General features: G+C 38.2%; 12 protein-coding genes. 6 read left to right on the top strand and 6 right to left on the bottom strand.

Annotated elements, in window-relative coordinates; translation table 11 throughout:
* The first annotated feature begins 37 nt into the window (after positions 1 to 37).
* The 4 genes from P0077_RS02025 (at position 38) to P0077_RS02010 (ending at position 5,716) form a co-directional block, all read left to right on the top strand.
* The gene (locus tag P0077_RS02025; RefSeq protein WP_276167508.1) at positions 38 to 991 is read left to right on the top strand and encodes an acetyl-CoA carboxylase carboxyltransferase subunit alpha; all 954 of its coding nucleotides are present in this window, start codon (positions 38 to 40) and stop codon (positions 989 to 991) included.
* 155 nt (positions 992 to 1,146) lie between these two features.
* Positions 1,147 to 2,694: a replicative DNA helicase gene (dnaB, locus tag P0077_RS02020; RefSeq protein ID WP_194524241.1), complete on the top strand. Its 1,548-nt coding sequence runs from the start codon at positions 1,147 to 1,149 to the stop codon at positions 2,692 to 2,694.
* 109 nt (positions 2,695 to 2,803) lie between these two features.
* On the top strand, positions 2,804 to 4,069 hold the full coding sequence (locus tag P0077_RS02015) for an asparagine synthetase B (protein WP_276167507.1): 1,266 nt from the start codon (positions 2,804 to 2,806) through the stop codon (positions 4,067 to 4,069).
* Between the two features lie 48 nt (positions 4,070 to 4,117).
* Positions 4,118 to 5,716 (top strand): beta-N-acetylhexosaminidase, encoded by a 1,599-nt coding sequence (locus P0077_RS02010; RefSeq protein WP_276167506.1) that lies wholly within the window; start codon positions 4,118 to 4,120, stop codon positions 5,714 to 5,716.
* A 44-nt stretch (positions 5,717 to 5,760) separates the two neighbouring features.
* On the opposite strand, the gene P0077_RS02005 is transcribed toward P0077_RS02010, so the two are convergent.
* The 5 genes from P0077_RS02005 to P0077_RS01985 all read right to left on the bottom strand — a co-directional run bounded on the left by P0077_RS02005 (position 5,761) and on the right by P0077_RS01985 (position 13,891).
* Positions 5,761 to 7,956 carry a PepSY domain-containing protein gene (locus tag P0077_RS02005; protein WP_276167505.1) on the bottom strand — a complete coding sequence of 732 codons (2,196 nt, stop codon included), beginning with the start codon at positions 7,954 to 7,956 and terminating at the stop codon, positions 5,761 to 5,763.
* A gap of 5 nt (positions 7,957 to 7,961) precedes the next feature.
* Entirely contained in the window at positions 7,962 to 8,459 is a 498-nt protein-coding gene (locus P0077_RS02000) for a DUF2271 domain-containing protein (RefSeq protein WP_276167504.1), read from the bottom strand.
* Positions 8,460 to 8,464: 5 nt separating this feature from the next.
* On the bottom strand, positions 8,465 to 9,976 hold the full coding sequence (locus tag P0077_RS01995; protein WP_276167503.1) for an ankyrin repeat domain-containing protein: 1,512 nt from the start codon (positions 9,974 to 9,976) through the stop codon (positions 8,465 to 8,467).
* An 88-nt stretch (positions 9,977 to 10,064) separates the two neighbouring features.
* Positions 10,065 to 11,456, bottom strand: a complete 1,392-nt coding sequence (locus tag P0077_RS01990) for a DUF4374 domain-containing protein (RefSeq protein WP_276167502.1) — start codon at positions 11,454 to 11,456, stop codon at positions 10,065 to 10,067.
* A 20-nt stretch (positions 11,457 to 11,476) separates the two neighbouring features.
* Positions 11,477 to 13,891 (bottom strand): TonB-dependent receptor, encoded by a 2,415-nt coding sequence (locus P0077_RS01985; protein WP_276167501.1) that lies wholly within the window; start codon positions 13,889 to 13,891, stop codon positions 11,477 to 11,479.
* A 126-nt stretch (positions 13,892 to 14,017) separates the two neighbouring features.
* Here P0077_RS01985 and P0077_RS01980 point away from each other — a divergent pair, with 126 nt between their 5' ends.
* Positions 14,018 to 15,007 (top strand): helix-turn-helix transcriptional regulator, encoded by a 990-nt coding sequence (locus P0077_RS01980; protein ID WP_276167500.1) that lies wholly within the window; start codon positions 14,018 to 14,020, stop codon positions 15,005 to 15,007.
* Here P0077_RS01980 and P0077_RS01975 read toward each other — a convergent pair.
* Positions 15,004 to 15,825, bottom strand: a complete 822-nt coding sequence (locus tag P0077_RS01975) for an HAD family hydrolase (RefSeq protein ID WP_276167499.1) — start codon at positions 15,823 to 15,825, stop codon at positions 15,004 to 15,006. The genes P0077_RS01980 and P0077_RS01975 overlap by 4 nt on opposite strands.
* Before the next feature lie 92 nt (positions 15,826 to 15,917).
* On the opposite strand from P0077_RS01975, the gene P0077_RS01970 reads away from it, so the two are divergent.
* A complete protein-coding gene (locus P0077_RS01970) occupies positions 15,918 to 16,340 on the top strand; it encodes a secondary thiamine-phosphate synthase enzyme YjbQ (protein ID WP_276167498.1) in 423 nt (140 codons plus the stop codon).
* The last annotated feature ends 15 nt before the right edge of the window (positions 16,341 to 16,355 follow it).

Here is a 16,355-nt window from a genome sequence, read left to right as displayed (position 1 = left end):
TTCTATATTTGTCCATCAAACTAAACCTATTACACTAATGGAATATCTCGATTTTGAACTCCCGATAAAAGAGCTTGAAGAGCAGCTGGATAAATGCATGATTATTGGGGAAGAAAGCGAAGTAGATGTAACGGAAACCTGTAAACAGATTGAAAAGAAGTTAGCGGATACCCGTAAAGAAATCTACAAAAACCTTACGGCCTGGCAACGGGTACAGTTATCTAGGCACCCAAATAGACCCTATACTTTAGACTACATCAACGCTATTTGTGGCGATACTTTTCTAGAACTTCACGGAGATAGAAATGTAAAAGATGATAAGGCAATGATCGGTGGTCTTGGTAAAATTGGCGACCAGAGCTTCATGTTCATCGGTCAACAAAAAGGATATAATACAAAGACAAGGCAGTACCGTAACTTTGGTATGGCCAACCCAGAAGGCTATCGTAAAGCACTGCGCTTAATGAAATCTGCGGAGAAATTTAATGTGCCTGTGGTGTGCTTTATAGATACTCCTGGTGGCGCTGCCGGTATTGAGGCGGAAGAACGTGGGCAAGGAGAGGCAATAGCCCGTAACATTTTAGAGATGACCCGTCTTAAAGTGCCAATTATTGTTGTAATTATTGGTGAAGGAGCTTCTGGTGGAGCTTTGGGTATAGGTGTAGGAGATAAAGTGTTGATGTTGGAAAACACATGGTATTCGGTGATTTCTCCGGAATCTTGTTCTTCTATTCTTTGGAGAAGTTGGGAGTATAAGGAAGTGGCTGCTGAGGCATTAAAACTTACTGCTACCGATATGAAAAAATTAAAATTAATCGATGAAATCGTACGCGAACCTGCGGGCGGTGCACATGCAAATAGGGAAAAGACTTTTGAAGTTGTGAAAAACAAAATATTGACACAATTTAAGGCTTTAGAAAAGTTATCCCCAAAAGAATTAGTCAAAACCCGAATGGATAAATACGCCCAAATGGGTGTTTTTAACGGTTAACGGACACTTTTTACAAGCTGATTAAAATCTGAGGAAGACTTTCCTCAGATTTTTTTTGTTATCAACATAAAATTGTAACTTATTAACACGGTAATGTTTATTACCTGTTAACTATACTTCTCTTTATTTTTTAGTTAATTGCATAATTTCGTAAAATGGAAAAAATTAATCCGGTCGTCGGACGCAAAATAGACAAGTCAACCCTAATCAATTTAGAAAGAGGTAAAATTCCACCTCAATCTGTTGATTTAGAAGAGGTTGTGTTGGGTGCTATGATGATTGATAAAAAGGGTGTAGATGAAGTAATAGATATCCTTCATCCTGATGTTTTCTATAAAGATGCCCATCGATACATCTATGAATCCATTTTTAAGCTGTTCGAAAGTTCCGAACCAGTGGATTTATTAACGGTTTCCTCCCAATTAAAGCGAGATGGAAGGTTAGATGCCATAGGAGGTGATTTTTACCTCATTAAACTGACTCAAAAAGTGGCTTCATCGGCACATATTGAGTTCCATGCACGTATTATTCTGCAGAAGTACATTCAGCGGAGCTTGATTAAAATTTCCAATGAGATTATTGAAGAGGCATATGATGAAGGAACCGATGTTTTTGACCTTTTAGATAGTGCGGAATCTAAATTATATGATGTTACTCAAGGTAACCTGAAACGTTCTGCGGAGACGGCTATGGATTTGGTAATTCAGGCAAAGAAAAAGATTGAAGAGATTTCCAATAAAGAGGGGATGAGCGGTATTGCCACCGGCTTTGATAAGTTGGATAAACTTACTTCGGGTTGGCAGCCTAGTGATTTGATTATTGTAGCTGCACGTCCCGGTATGGGTAAAACCGCATTAACATTATCCATGGCAAGAAATATTGCTGTAGATAGTGGACAAGGTGTTGCTTTCTTTTCCTGTGAGATGTCTTCTGTGCAGTTAATTACACGTTTGATTTCTTCGGAAACCGGACTTTCATCCGAAAAATTGAGAACCGGTAAATTAGAAAAGCACGAGTGGGAGCAGCTGAACGTAAAAGTAAAAGCGCTAGAGAAAGCACCGTTATTTATTGATGATACGCCTTCTTTATCTATTTTTGACTTGCGTGCAAAGGCCAGACGTTTGGCTTCACAGCATGATATTAAGATAATTATTATTGATTATTTACAGTTAATGACCGCTGGTGGAACCGGCAAAGGAGGAAACCGTGAACAGGAAATTTCTACCATTTCGCGTAACCTTAAGGCATTGGCAAAAGAATTGAATATACCCGTAATTGCACTATCTCAGCTTTCACGTGCGGTTGAAACCCGTGGAGGTAGTAAAAGACCTTTACTTTCGGATTTACGTGAATCTGGTGCGATTGAGCAGGATGCGGATATTGTGTCGTTTATTTTCCGTCCTGAATATTATAAAATTGATGAATGGGATGACGAAGAACGAAGCCCAACACAAGGTCAGGCAGAGTTTATCGTTGCCAAACACCGTAATGGTGGTCTGGAAAATATTCGTTTGAAATTTATCGGTAACCTCGGTAAGTTTGATAACCTAGACGATTTTGACTCTCCGTTTGAGTTCCAATCTAAAATGAACGAGAACGAGGACAATCCTTTTATTACGCCGAACTTACCAGATGCGAACGAAGCTTTTGGTAGTTCTATGAACGATAACATGCCTCCTGGAGATGATGATGTTCCGTTTTAATAGAAGAGAAATTCCCAAAATCAGTTAGTTTTCTAATAGCTTTAACTTTGAGTGAAGATAAAAAGCGTAGTTTTTCAAGTATCTTTAGAAAAAATAAAGTGCTAGAAATATGGTGAAATCGCTTTTGTCAATTCTTTTCATCTTAATTGGTGTTTTGCAACTTTCTGCATCCTCCATTTTAATTCCTATGGATGCCGAGGGTCAGAAAGACCACCTTAAAGCCTACGGAATTACCTATTGGGTACTCAATAAGCAGCAGAAAGTGCAATGGCTTCTGAATTATAGAGGAGGTTCTTTTTTGCTGCCCGATGGAGATGTTATCCGTAAAGAATGTCAAATTAGAGGAGTTTCCTTTGAAATTTTATCTGATAGTCAAGCGGCGAATATTTTGTCGGAAATCAGTAGTCCATCTAAAAATCAAGATGCTGTAATTCTTGAAAAAGCTCCGAAGATTGCAGTCTATTCCCCCAAAGGAAATCAACCTTGGGACGATGCCGTAACTATGGTGCTGACCTATGCGGAGATTCCATATGTTACCGTTTACGATGAGGAAGTATTAGGCGATAAGTTGGCGTTGTACGATTGGCTGCACTTACACCACGAAGATTTTACAGGTCAATACGGAAAGTTTTATGGAGCATACCGTGCTGCCCCTTGGTATATAGAACAAAAAAAGGAGGCTGAGGCACTAGCTCACACACATGGATTTTCAAAAGTTTCGGAAGAAAAAAGTGCCGTAGCCCAAAAAATAAGGAAGTATGTTATAGGTGGAGGGTTTATGTTCGCTATGTGCTCTGCTACGGATAGTTTTGATATTGCGCTTTCTGCAGAAGGTGTTGATATTTGCGAACCCATGTTCGATAATGACCCTTCGGATGCGAACTATCAAAGTCAATTGGATTACAATAAAACGTTTGCCTTTACGGATTTTACATTAGAAAGAAATCCGCTCAAATATGAGTTTTCATCAATTGATATGACAAGTAAAAGAGGAAACGTTCCCAAGGAGTCCGATTATTTTTCATTAATGGATTTTTCTGCAAAATGGGATGCCGTTCCTACTATGCTTTGTCAAAATCATACCTCTTTGGTCAAGGGCTTTATGGGGCAGACCACGGCATTCGCAAGAGAAGAAGTGAAGCCAACGGTCATGGTTTTGGGCGAAAATAAATTGAATGGAGAAGCCCGCTATATTCATGGTGTAAAAGGAAAAGGCTTTTTTACATTTTATGGCGGTCACGATCCAGAAGACTATCAGCATAGGGTAGGGGACCCTAAAACGGAATTAGAGCTACACCCCAATTCTCCTGGGTATCGACTGATACTGAACAATGTTCTGTTTCCTGCTGCCAGGAAGAAGAAACAGAAAACTTAAATCCCTATCTCTTTTCAAAATTAGTTAATCCGCATACCCTTTATTTCAATGAGAATCTCCGTAAATTTTATTCTACTCGTATTACTTTGTTTATCACCTGTTTTTTTAAATGCGCAGTCGCCAATAATCCCAGAACCTACAAAGGCCATTGCCGGAAAGGGCCAGTTCGTATTGGATAAAAATACGTCTATAGCCAGTTCGGACATACGGTTACAAGACGTTGCTTCTTTTTTAAAGGCGCAAATATTGACACAAACTAGAATACCATTACATACAGGTGATTTTCATTCAAAAAGCCTAAAACAAATTACTTTAGAATTGGTTTCAGATGAATCAATCGGTACTGAGGGGTACCATCTTTCCGTATCCCCGCAAGAAATCAAAATTACGGGAACAACTGTATCCGGAGTGTTTTATGGAGCCGTTAGCTTAGTGCAATTGGCAGTGGAAAATACACCTAAAAATGGAGAGGTACCTATCAATGCTTGGGAGATACAAGATCAACCGTTTTATGAGTGGCGGGGCATTATGCTAGATGTTTCTAGATATTTTATAGGGAAAGAGAAAATAAAATCCATTTTGGATTGGATGGCTTTTTACAAATTAAATACGCTGCACTGGCATTTGACCGATGCAACGGGGTGGCGAATGGAAATTTTAAAGTATCCTAAATTGGCCCTTGTAGGCGGTGTAGGTGACCATTTTGATCCTAATCTGCCTGCACAATATTATACACAAAGTGAAATTCAGGAAATTGTAGATTATGCGGCAAAGTTGCAAATTAAAGTGATTCCTGAAATAGATATGCCCGGTCATGCTACGGCTGCAAATATGGCTTATCCTCAATTTAGCGGAGGGGGAAGTGAAAAATATCCTGAGTTTACTTTTGACCCGGGAAAGGAAAGTACGTATGGTTATCTAACGGATATTTTACGAGAAGTGAATGCTTTGTTTCCTTCCGGCTTGTTGCATTTAGGAGGGGACGAGGTGAGTTTTGGTAACCAAAAATGGAATTCGAATAAAGGAATTTCGGATTTAATGAAAAGAGAAAAGCTGAACGGTCTTAAAGATGTGGAGCATTATTTTATGGAACGCATGGCGGATTCTGTTTTCAGTATGAATGCAAAAGTTCTGGCTTGGGACGAGCTTGCAGAAATTGATTTACCAAAGGATAAAACTATTATTTATTGGTGGCGACATGATAAACCCGAGCAGTTTCAAAAAGCACTGGAAAAGGGGTTTTCAACGGTGGTTTGTCCAAGAATTCCGTATTATTTAGACTTCGTTCAAGATGAGAATCATCGTTCGGGTCGTAAATGGGACGGAGCATTTAGTCCTATTGAAGCAGTCTATGGCTTTGATGTTAACCATATAGTTGATGGTGAAAAGTACGGAAACCAAATTCTAGGTGTACAGGGTAATTTATGGACGGAAACTATCAATAGTGAAGCAAGAATAGATTATATGTTATTTCCTAGAATAGCCGCTCTTGCGGAATCTGCATGGACGAAAACTAGAAACGATTATGAAGAATTTGAGTCACGGTTAGAATCTCATTTAGAATTGTACGACAAGCAAAATATTTATTATTATAATCCTATTAAACCGAATCTGGTACCTGAACCGGTCCACTTGCTGACCGAATAAAGTTGCTTTTTTTTAGAAAAGAGTAGTGGGATGCGGTGTGGGAATTAATAGCAGTCCATCTTAATCTGCTTACGATTTTGATAGTGGCTCAAGTCTTTGCCAAGATGTTCGTTGCAGAGTTGCTGTAGTTCCTGTAGTACTTCTTTTTGCATGGCAATGGATCCACAAATCATAATACAACCCTTCTTTTTTAGAACCTCTAAAAACAGTTCTTTGTCCCGTTGAATCAGATGTTGAACATAGATTTTTTCTGGTTGATTACGGGAATACGCAGTTTTAAAATTGGTTAGTTTTCCGTCTTGTAGAGCCTTATCTATATAATCTTTGTACAGATTGAATGAATTGGTAGTTCTGGCTCCCCAGTACAAATGGATTTCCTTCTTACGGGTATTCTCTTTTATCATTCCTAAAAAAGGGCCAATACCGGTTCCTGTAGCTATGAAAATGGTCTTTTTTGCATTTTTAGGAAAGTGGAAATTCCTATTGCCAACAACCGTAGCCGACAATTTTTCGTTCTGCCCTAGTTGGTGCAAATAGTTGGAACACAATCCTTGTTCATGCCTCCTAATGCTAATCAACAAAGTTTCCGCATTCAATTTACCTATGGAATACAATCGCTCACGAGCTCCTTCTTCCGGTATTACCGATAGTAAATCACCAGAAATGGGTTTGGAACCGTTTAGATTTTTCAAGCTCAAAAGAAATGTGTCATCTTCGGGTATTTCTGCCTTATTGATAACTTCAAAAGTGGAAGGAGGTAAGGAGTTGGTAGCTAATTTTGGCTTTTCTAGGAGAATATTTAATCCTGCCTTCTTAGACCATGTGGCGCACCAATTATTGAAAGCTTCAAATGATTGGTCGTTAACCGTAAAGACCTCTTGCAAAGCCGTACTGTTATTTGAAGCTTCTAGGACTTCATGAGTTTCGTAGGCAAACTGACAAAAATTGGGGTAGGCCGTAGATCCAAAACCTACTACACTAAAATCAAAAGCTTGTTTTTGAGGATATTTTTTAACCAGTTGCACGAATTTTTCGGCGGATGCAGGAGCTTCTCCCTGCCCGTAAGTCGCGGTGATAACAATCAAATGCTCCATTTTTTTGAAATGGGTATATTGATTCATCAGGGCTAAATGACTTTTTTTTCCGATGGATAGTAGTTGTTTATGGAATTCTTGAGCAAATTGAAGTGTGGTTCCTCCTTCAGTTCCAACTAAAACTACATACGTACCTTCGTTCTTATTATAGGTGTTTTTAATTTTTGTTTTAGGCCTTTTGAAGTATACGATAAAGCCCGTTACGGTTAGAAAGGGAATGGCTAGACTTCCCAAACCAAGTACAATAGACCATAAGATACTCCCTTCTCCGGTGTGTAATACCGTAGCCCAAGAAGACATGACCTGTACTGTAGGGTATTTTTCTTCCGCCAGTACATCGCCAGTAACCTGATTTAGGTATACTTCTTTATTCTTCAGTCTAATGATGTAATAATCTTCAACAAATTCCGAAAAGGGGTATTCCAACTCCCGTAGCTCGGATAGAGGTGTAGTTTTGAATAGGTCAAATTCCGTATATTCTTTAAAAGGTTCTTCTTGAATGGAATCAAAATCGACTTGCAAAGCAACCTGAGTATCCGGAATAACATCAAACCGTAGTAAAGAAAGATAAACTCCGGTAATTGCTAATACCAATAAGGGAATGAGTGAAAACCTCGCATAAACCACATGGTTGTATTGAGAAAAATTTTCACGAACTACAGGAGCAAAGAATTGCCTATAGCCACCTTGTCTTTTAGCTATAAGTACTATTCCCGAAATAGTAATAAGAATCAATAAAAATGAGGCAAGGCCAATAAGAAAGCGCCCTGTGGATTTTAAAAAAAGGGAACGATGAAGGTTAGTGGCAAACTGAAAAAGGGGCTTCTTTTGAAGTAAAGCCCCCAATTTTTCACCTGTAAACGGGTCAACATAAAATGCTTCATTCTTCCCGTCTAAAATGGCAGTTACACTTATGAAACCATTTCGGTCACGTGATACGGCCAATATTTCTTCATATTTCGCATTCAGATTTTCTAAGGTTTCGGCCAATGAAAGCGCATCGGCACCTGAAATACTGTAGGGTTCAATTTTATTTGAAATTGGTTCTACAGCAAGAATCACACCCGTAATGGAAGCAATCAGAAGAAAAATAGAAGATATAATTGCAAATAGTAAATGGCTATACCTCCATACCGATACAATCATAAAAGCTATCTGTTTGGTACCATTCTTATATAACGGATGTAACCTTTTCCGTCTACTTTTTCCTTAATCGTAGCAGAGTTCAATGGAATTTCTGCATCCACGGCATAGTATTCTTGATTCTCTACCGCAGACTCAAAACGAACCTTATAACCCGCATCAATATGAGCGGCATTGAAGCCCAAAGATATAATATTCCGCTCTCCGTTGCCAATGGTAGCCCCTGAAATGGCATCTACATTTTCCTTGGTACCATCACTGAACTCCCACCAGTTTTTTAAATCCGGAAACCATTCTTTATCATCTCCTTGAACATAAAGTGTTTTTTCGTACGTCCCATCAGGATTTATCAAAGAAACCACTACATAGGCTTTTTCACCAGTATAGTTTGTCATTTGAATCATACACTTATAACTCACTTCCGTCTCTTTTACAAAAGATGATAATACAAAGAAAGCAGACGCTAAGCCAAGTGTACTAACGGTCTTGATTATTGAATTTTTCATGGGAACTAGTTTAAAAATTGAAGATTAACCTTGTTTTTGGCCAATAATTCGTTCTCGCTTGCTAAATCATGGGCAGTTTCTCCAAATTCGGTAGTAGACTTTAAGTCGGCTCCATTTGCAATCAAAAATTTCAAGATTTCTGCATTTTCGGTTTTCATGGCCGCATAATGTAACGGGGTGTTGCCATCTTTATCCTTGCCGTTGATATCTGCACCAAATGCCTTAACCTTTTTGAGAAGACCCAAATTGTTTTTTGCAACTGCTAAATGCCATACCGTGCTATTATCGCCTTGTAGTTGTGTAAAATCAAGACCTTCACCTTTTAATGCGGCAACCTTAGCATCAAAATCACGAGGTTTTCCACGACCGTTAAAAAGGTAAGAAACCAAGTTGTTTCCTTTTTTATCAAGAACATCAACGCTAGCTCCTTTAGAGATTAAATACGTTACTACATCTGCACTGTTGTTTTGAATGGCAGCGGTTAAAGCAGTATGTCCGTCTTTATCAGAATGATCGATTTTATCGGTTTTCTCAGCAAAATAGGTGATAACTTCTAGGTCATTTCTTCCAGCAGCCTTTATTAGGGCGGTTTGACCTTCTGCATCTATGGCATTGGGGTCTACACCTTTTGATATGAAGTAGTCTAAAACTTTAATATCTTTAGATGATGCTAAATTATGCAAAGGTGTGGTACCATCCTTAGAAACAACATTAGGTGCAATACCCAGTCCTTCCAAATATTGGAAAACGGCTATGCCGTTGCTACCGCCACGGCCAACTCTACTTGCAGCAAGAATAGCATTATCACCGGTTTTATCATTTTTAGTTGTTGAAACACCACGTTCTTTTAGAGCTTTAAGAACATCTATATTTCCACCTTTTGCTGCATAATAAAAGATACCGTTACCATCGTTATCCGTTGCGTTGATATTTAGACCTTTAGAAATTAAATAATCTGTGAATTTAAGGTCTTTAGCGTTGGACACTGCCACTAAGATTATGTTAGCACCATGATGGTCTTTCTCATTTTTTAAATCGGCACCATTGGCAATCAACAATTCATAAATTTTAGGATTTGCTTGTCCGCCTGCAGAAGCAAAAGCACTAGGGTAGTACCCGTGAGAATCCACTACGTCTAGTTTGGCACCTTTCTCAATTAGGTATTCCATTGCTTCTACGTTCCCACTGTAAGCAGCCCAGAAAATATAGGTACGGGAATCATGTGTTTTTTTGTTTACATCATTACCCTGCTCGACCAAATATTTAATGGTGGTTAAAGGGTTATTGGCCAATAGGGCAAAAGTAGTTGCGTCAAAACCGCCACCGTTGGCTACGGTTGCCGAGTGGCCCTCTTTTATGGTAGTTTCAATAGCACTGATACTGGGTTGATTTTCCCAATAGTCCCTATTTAAAAAAGGATTGGAATCTTTTGGGCCGCCTCTCTGAGCCATAGCACTGATGGAAACAAGAGCGATGCTGAGAACTAAAACGAAATTTCTAAAAATAGTTGTTTTCATGTTCGTATAATTTAGGTTCTAATTTGTTAAAACCATTACCGGACATTTAGCCCGATAATGGTATTGTAAAATTAATATTTTTAAAGGTTTACCAAGCGCCAATAAAATGGCTGCCTGTTGCATTAACTAACTCGGCACCTTTGGTTACTTCGCCAGTTTCTGTATCTACTACATAGATATTTCCGTTTTTTCCAACAGGCGCTTGTGTAAGGTAGATTTCGTTTCCGTCTACCGCATAACCTTGGTATTGGAATAATTCAAAATCTACTTCGTAAGGAATATCGTTTATTTGAGTTGCGGTTTTTGCGTTCAAATCCACTAATGCAAAAAAGCTTTCTCCTCTACCGGAAATACCTTCTGCAGACCCATCATGACGGTAAGCCAAAACTGCTTTTCCATTGGCTGCAGGTCTCCATGCTAAAACGTATGCACCAGTTACCCCTAAAGCGTCATCTAAGTTAAAATCGTACGAATCATCATACAAGTTGTCAGCTCCAATTTTTAAGATATGAGAACCTTCTGGATCGTTTTGGTTAGCTTGATAAACGCTTCCGCCATATTCAAAAGAATTGATACTGCGGTAACCGTTTGTATCTCCATGTCCTACTGTAGATGTAATAATAGTAGGGTTCAATAAGGATGGATAATCCAAAACAATAGTTTTAGAACCCAAAATTTCATAATCGCTATCGCTTTCAAGCGTTGTTGGGTCTACTTTGCTTACACGCGCACCAATATATAACTTGTCTCCTGCCTCATTTAACGTTGGCATATCAATTCTAGAGATATAATAACCTTGTGCCTCTTCTTCATCACTTAGTCCAATTTCATGTTCTTCAAATGCGTTTATTTTAGAATCAACTAAGTCTAATGTAACTACACCAATGGTCTGACTTGTGCGTATGTATGTGTCATCGGTTACTTCATTAGGAGTACCGTTATCATCAACTTGGTGTTCTGTAGATACATATACGGCAGATCCTGTATTATCTCCATCAAACAATTTTATCCATCTTGGAGCGGTACCCACATAAGGAGCTATACTTATTTCAGAACCTGTTAGCTCAAAATCACTCCCTCCATTTACGGTGTATTTGGTATAGTTGCCTCCTGTATCACCAGCATAACTGATATTGAAAACAGTATTACCGTCTTCTGAAGCTTGTAATCTTGCTGTTCTGTTAGATGGGGCTACAAAACCATTGTTAAAAGGGTCTATTTGTACCGTAGGGTCTTTAGCATCTGTACTGGTTATGGAATATATAAGAGTTCCACCGTTTCCATCTCCTGGGTTGTCTCCCATTTTGGCTCCAGCTATGGTAATCCATCTTGATTCTACCTCTTCTACTTCTTCCACCTCTTCCTCTTCTTGTTCAGTTTCCGGTGTTACTGTATTGTCATCGCTGCTACAAGCGGTCATAAAACCAACGGCAAATATGGCAATGGCATATGATTTCAAATTTAATACGGGTCGTTTCATAATAGATTCTATTTAGATATTTAAAAATTATTGATTGTATAATTAAGTTTAAAATAAAAGCCTCTTCCTGGTTTTTGAACCGATAAATTGTCATAGACGTCTTGGTCAAAAATATTTTTAACATCAAGACTCAATACAAAATCCTTCTTTGGGAAAGTATAGCTTAGCCCAAAGTCGTGAGCAAACTGTTGTGGAATTAAAAATTCTTCCTCCCCTGTAGTATTGGTTCCTGCAGCAAACTTGAATGCAAATTCATCTGTGTAGTAAGCGTTATAAAAGAGATTGATTACTGATTTTGATTGGATTAAATCTTTAATGGTATACCGCAAACCAGCGTTCATGGTCGATAGGGGTACGTTAGGAACGTCCGTTTGGAAACCTGAATTTACCGTGGTTAAGCTCATGTGGGTTATGTTGAAATTAAACCCAAGGTTGCTATTGTAGGTGTAGTTGAATTCTGCTTCAATACCTTTAGATTCGGCTGTATTTTCTAAATTGGCATACTGCACAAACTCATCGCTGTCTCTTAATGCATCCGCATTTACAGGCAACCCAATTCTGTTTTCAATATTTCTGGTAAAAAAATTGGCAGCGAGTGTAAGGCCATGCTTGTCAATATTGAACTTACCAAGTCTAAAACCTAAATTTAAATTGTTGCTTGTTTCTGGTTTAATGGTTAAGTTAGGGAGCAAATTTTCTCCCGCATCTCCAAAAACTTCGTTTTCACTTGGTAAGCGAATGGCTTTTTCAGCAGATGTTAACAAGGTAATCGAGGGAATAATGATGTACGAGGCAGCAAAACCATATCCCGTATAATCCACATTACTTTCGTAAACTTTATCTATAACTTCGGTATTATCTTCATTAAATTCAGGTTGGGTATTCTTAACTTTTTGCTGGTAGTATTTGCCAAAGGCATTTAAGTTTAGTTTTTCATCAAAGGCATTTACCTCATAACTCAAAGAAGTAATATGTTTATATAAATCACTTGTTTGTTGAAATGTGTTTTCTAGTAGCGATATCATTTCATCACTATCTTCTCGGTCAACACCGCTATAAACGTGGTTTAAAAGGATTTTGTGATTGTCATTAATAGCATATGATAGACCTGAACGAGCGGAAGATACATTTCTGACTATTTTGGCCAGTGTTGGTCCATTTTCATTTTGGGAATCCCATATGTAGTCAAGGTACTCACCATCAAAACCAATTCTTCTTTCCCCTGTCCAACTATACGCTTCAGCAACTGTGTCATTTATGATGCGATTACGTTTGCCGTATACACCGGTGATATTAAGATCAAGCCCTTTAGCAAAAACATCTCTCTTTTGATAGGTTAGATTTCCTAATATGGCATCAGATTCTAAAAAGCGACCTTTATAAGGTAGTTTAGTTACGAAAATACCATGTTGTACTTCATTATATTCATCGGAAGCCGTTACCCCTACTAAGAACTGATCGGCCCAGCTAACATTGGTGTATCCTATTTGTGCCATGCCTCCTGTAGAACGGTAGGCATCATGGAACCTTCTCGCAACTATTGGGGTTTCTACGCCGTTGGGAGCAGTATCAACAATGGTTCTTCCTGAAATTTTATAGTCGTTATCCGAGTAGTTGTGGAAAGCCGATGCTTTTACGGTAAAACCAGATGTATCAAATCTATAGGCTCCATTTAAATTTGTCTGTAAGGTGTTGAACGAACCATATGAAACGGAAGCATTCAAGTTGTTTTTGGCTCCTTTGTGTAATATAATGTTAATGGCCCCGCCAATAGCATCGCTAGATAAGTGTCCTGGTACCACTCCTTTATACACTTCAATGTTCTTTATCATAGAAGTAGGAATGCTGTTTAAGCTAAAAGAAGAACCGTATACGGAAATAGGAATACCATCTATAAAGATACTTACAGACCTACCTGATAAACCGTTAAGGCTATATTGAACATTGGATCCTAAACCGCCGTTTTGGCGTATTTTAACCCCTACTGTAGTGTTCAGTAAATCGTTGGTTTGAATGCTTCTAAGACTGGCTTCTTGTGTGTTGATGGCATTTACTGCAAAACCTTTTGTTTCAAGTTCTGTCTCTTTGCTCTTGCCATTTACCGTAACCTCGTTTAAATTCTCAACGTTTTCCTCCAGTGTAAAACTGAGTTTAATATTGTTGGTATTTTTATTGACTTCAACTGTTTTTGAGCGGGTGCCGCACCCAATAAAAGATGCGACGATTTTATGTGTGCCAAAAGGAACTTTATCAAGGCTGTACGCGCCATTGTCATCTGTTAAAACACCAAGTTTTAGACCCTCTAACAAAACACTTGTAAAAGGCAAGGGCTTTCCAGAGGCATCACTCACTACACCGGATATAATACCAGAAGTTTCTTGTCCTTGTATGGATACGAATGCCATGAAAAAGAAAGCCGTAAATATGTTCTTCATATTATTTTTAAAAAAATCTGTTTGTTTTTATTCAGATTTAGTCTAAATAAATAACTTTGCAAAACTAATCTAGGATTTCAGGTAGGAATAACGCAAAAGGAAGTATTAGTTACGAATTAGGAATAAATGAGAATAGGTCTTTTTCCATCTACAGAACATAGTATAGACAAGGGTATTGATTCCGTTGAGTTGTTAGGTGATATTTCTGCGAAGACTAAAGCATTTACACTAGAAAAAGGAGTTACGGGTAATCAACAAGAACTCAGCTTGGACGGTGCCTTGGTGCTATTGCGAAAATTAAGTTTGGATAGTTTTTCTAAAACAGAATATAAAAATGGAAATTTCTGTTTTGGTATTCATTTTGTGCTTGAAGGGAATTATAACTTTACCAATCCGGAAAGTAAAACCAAAGTGAATATCTCCTCTGGCAGCTATAACCTTGTGCAGTGGCCAGAACTTGTTGGTTTTGAAAAGCTCAAAGGGAAGGAGTATGTTTCCGTAGAGGTATTCTTTGCTAAAGAGTTTCTTGAAGACTTATTGGGAACAGAGCACGATTCAACTTTTGAAAATTTTGTTGATACTTCAGTAGAAAAACCGAAATGCCTATGGAGTGAAGGGAGGGCTATACCGGGTAAACTTAGACAGTTGCTCCTAGAAATTTTACATTGTTCGTATACTGGAAGCGCCAAAACCAATTTTATAGAATCTCAAATTAGATGCTTGGTGATAGAGGTTTTTTTAGGGAAAGATAATGGCATGCAGGAGATGGATGGTGGCGCTCAATTGTCTGTTTTGGATAAAGAGACCATAGAAAAAGTGAGTTTATATATCAAACAGAACCTAAAGCGAAAGCTTACCATAAAAGAGTTATCTGAGATGGCTGGTTTTAATACCACAAAGCTAAAAAGCTGCTTTAAGAAAGTATTTCACACTACAATATTCAAATACATAACGCAACTACGGATGGAGAAAGCAAGAGCGCTGATACTTGAAGAAAACTTCACTATTGCTCAAGCCTCCTATGAAGTAGGCTATTCCAATCCACAACACTTTACGGTAGCCTTTAAGAAAACAATGGGGTATTTACCTAGTTCTTTACTAAGTACTCCAATTTAATTTGCTTCTTTGTTTGTTTCTATATCTACCAACATTGCTTGCAGAACGTTCTCTACCCCAAAATTGTCATTGTCGTCAGTGAGGTAGTTGGCTGCTGTTTTCACATTGGGGTGCGCATTTTCCATAGCAAAGCTAAAATCAGCAAGAGCTAGCATTTCAAGGTCATTGTTATAATCTCCGAAAACTAGGGTTTCAGCAGGTGTTACATTAAAACGTTCTTGTACTTTTTGAAGCGCATAGCCCTTGTGAGCATTTAGACTAGAAATATCTACCCAGTTTTCTCCGGATACTTTTACCTTCAGAGTTTTCTCTAAGTGAGCTACTGAGGGGTAGATGTATTTTTCCGAGCTTTCAAAATGATAAATTGCAATTTTCAATATTTCCCCATCAAAATCCTTTAAGTCGTCAATTATCTTATAATCGGTGTAATACTCACGAAGTTTAGCTTCAAACTCTTTAGAATCACTTTTTATATAGGCGCTATGCTTACCGCAGAGAACAGGGTGAATATTTTCAATAGAACCCAAAACATCAAGAACCATGTTTTTGGATACGTTGGGTAGGGGAGTCGCTAATAGTTCAGTTGTATTATGCATTGCATAACCACCGTTTTCGGCGATAACGATGATATCGTTTTGTATTGGCTGAAGTTTTTCTACAATACTATGGTACTGTCTTCCGCTAGCAGCAACGAAGATAATACCTTGTTGCTTTATTTTTTTGAAGAGGTCAAAAAATCGACTGCTCACTTCGTGATTGGAATTTAACAATGTGCCGTCCATATCGGTAACGACCATTTTAATCTTCGATAGATCCATGTGAAATTTTTAGAAGGTGCAAAGGTATCTGTTCATAATTTAATTAGCGTTCGTATTGAGAAAGTTTTACATTTATTTGATATATAAAGTATATGAAATTCTATCAAAAAGAAATAAGGCTTAAAGCTTATAACCGTGGTTTTCATTTAATAACGGAAGAAGTACTGCATGGCTTTCCCGAACTAAAGAATATTAAGAAAGGCATGTGTCAAATTTTCATAAAACATACATCGGCAAGTTTGACCATCAATGAAAATGCAGATCCAACTGTACGGCAAGATTTTGAAAGTCATATGAATAAAATGGTGCCTGAAAACGCTCGGTATTATATTCATACTTATGAGGGGCCGGATGATATGCCGGCACACATTAAAGCATCTCTGATGGGGGCTTCGGTAAATATTCCGATAACTAATGGAAGATTCAACCTAGGTATTTGGCAAGGAATTTATCTTTGTGAGCATAGAAACCATGCATCCGGTAGAAACCTTGTTATCACGGCTTACGGGGAATAAAAAAACCCAATACGT

It is taken from the genome of Zobellia alginiliquefaciens (assembly GCF_029323795.1).
Lineage (GTDB): Bacteria > Bacteroidota > Bacteroidia > Flavobacteriales > Flavobacteriaceae > Zobellia > Zobellia alginiliquefaciens.
This window is presented reverse-complemented; position numbering and strand designations above follow the sequence as displayed.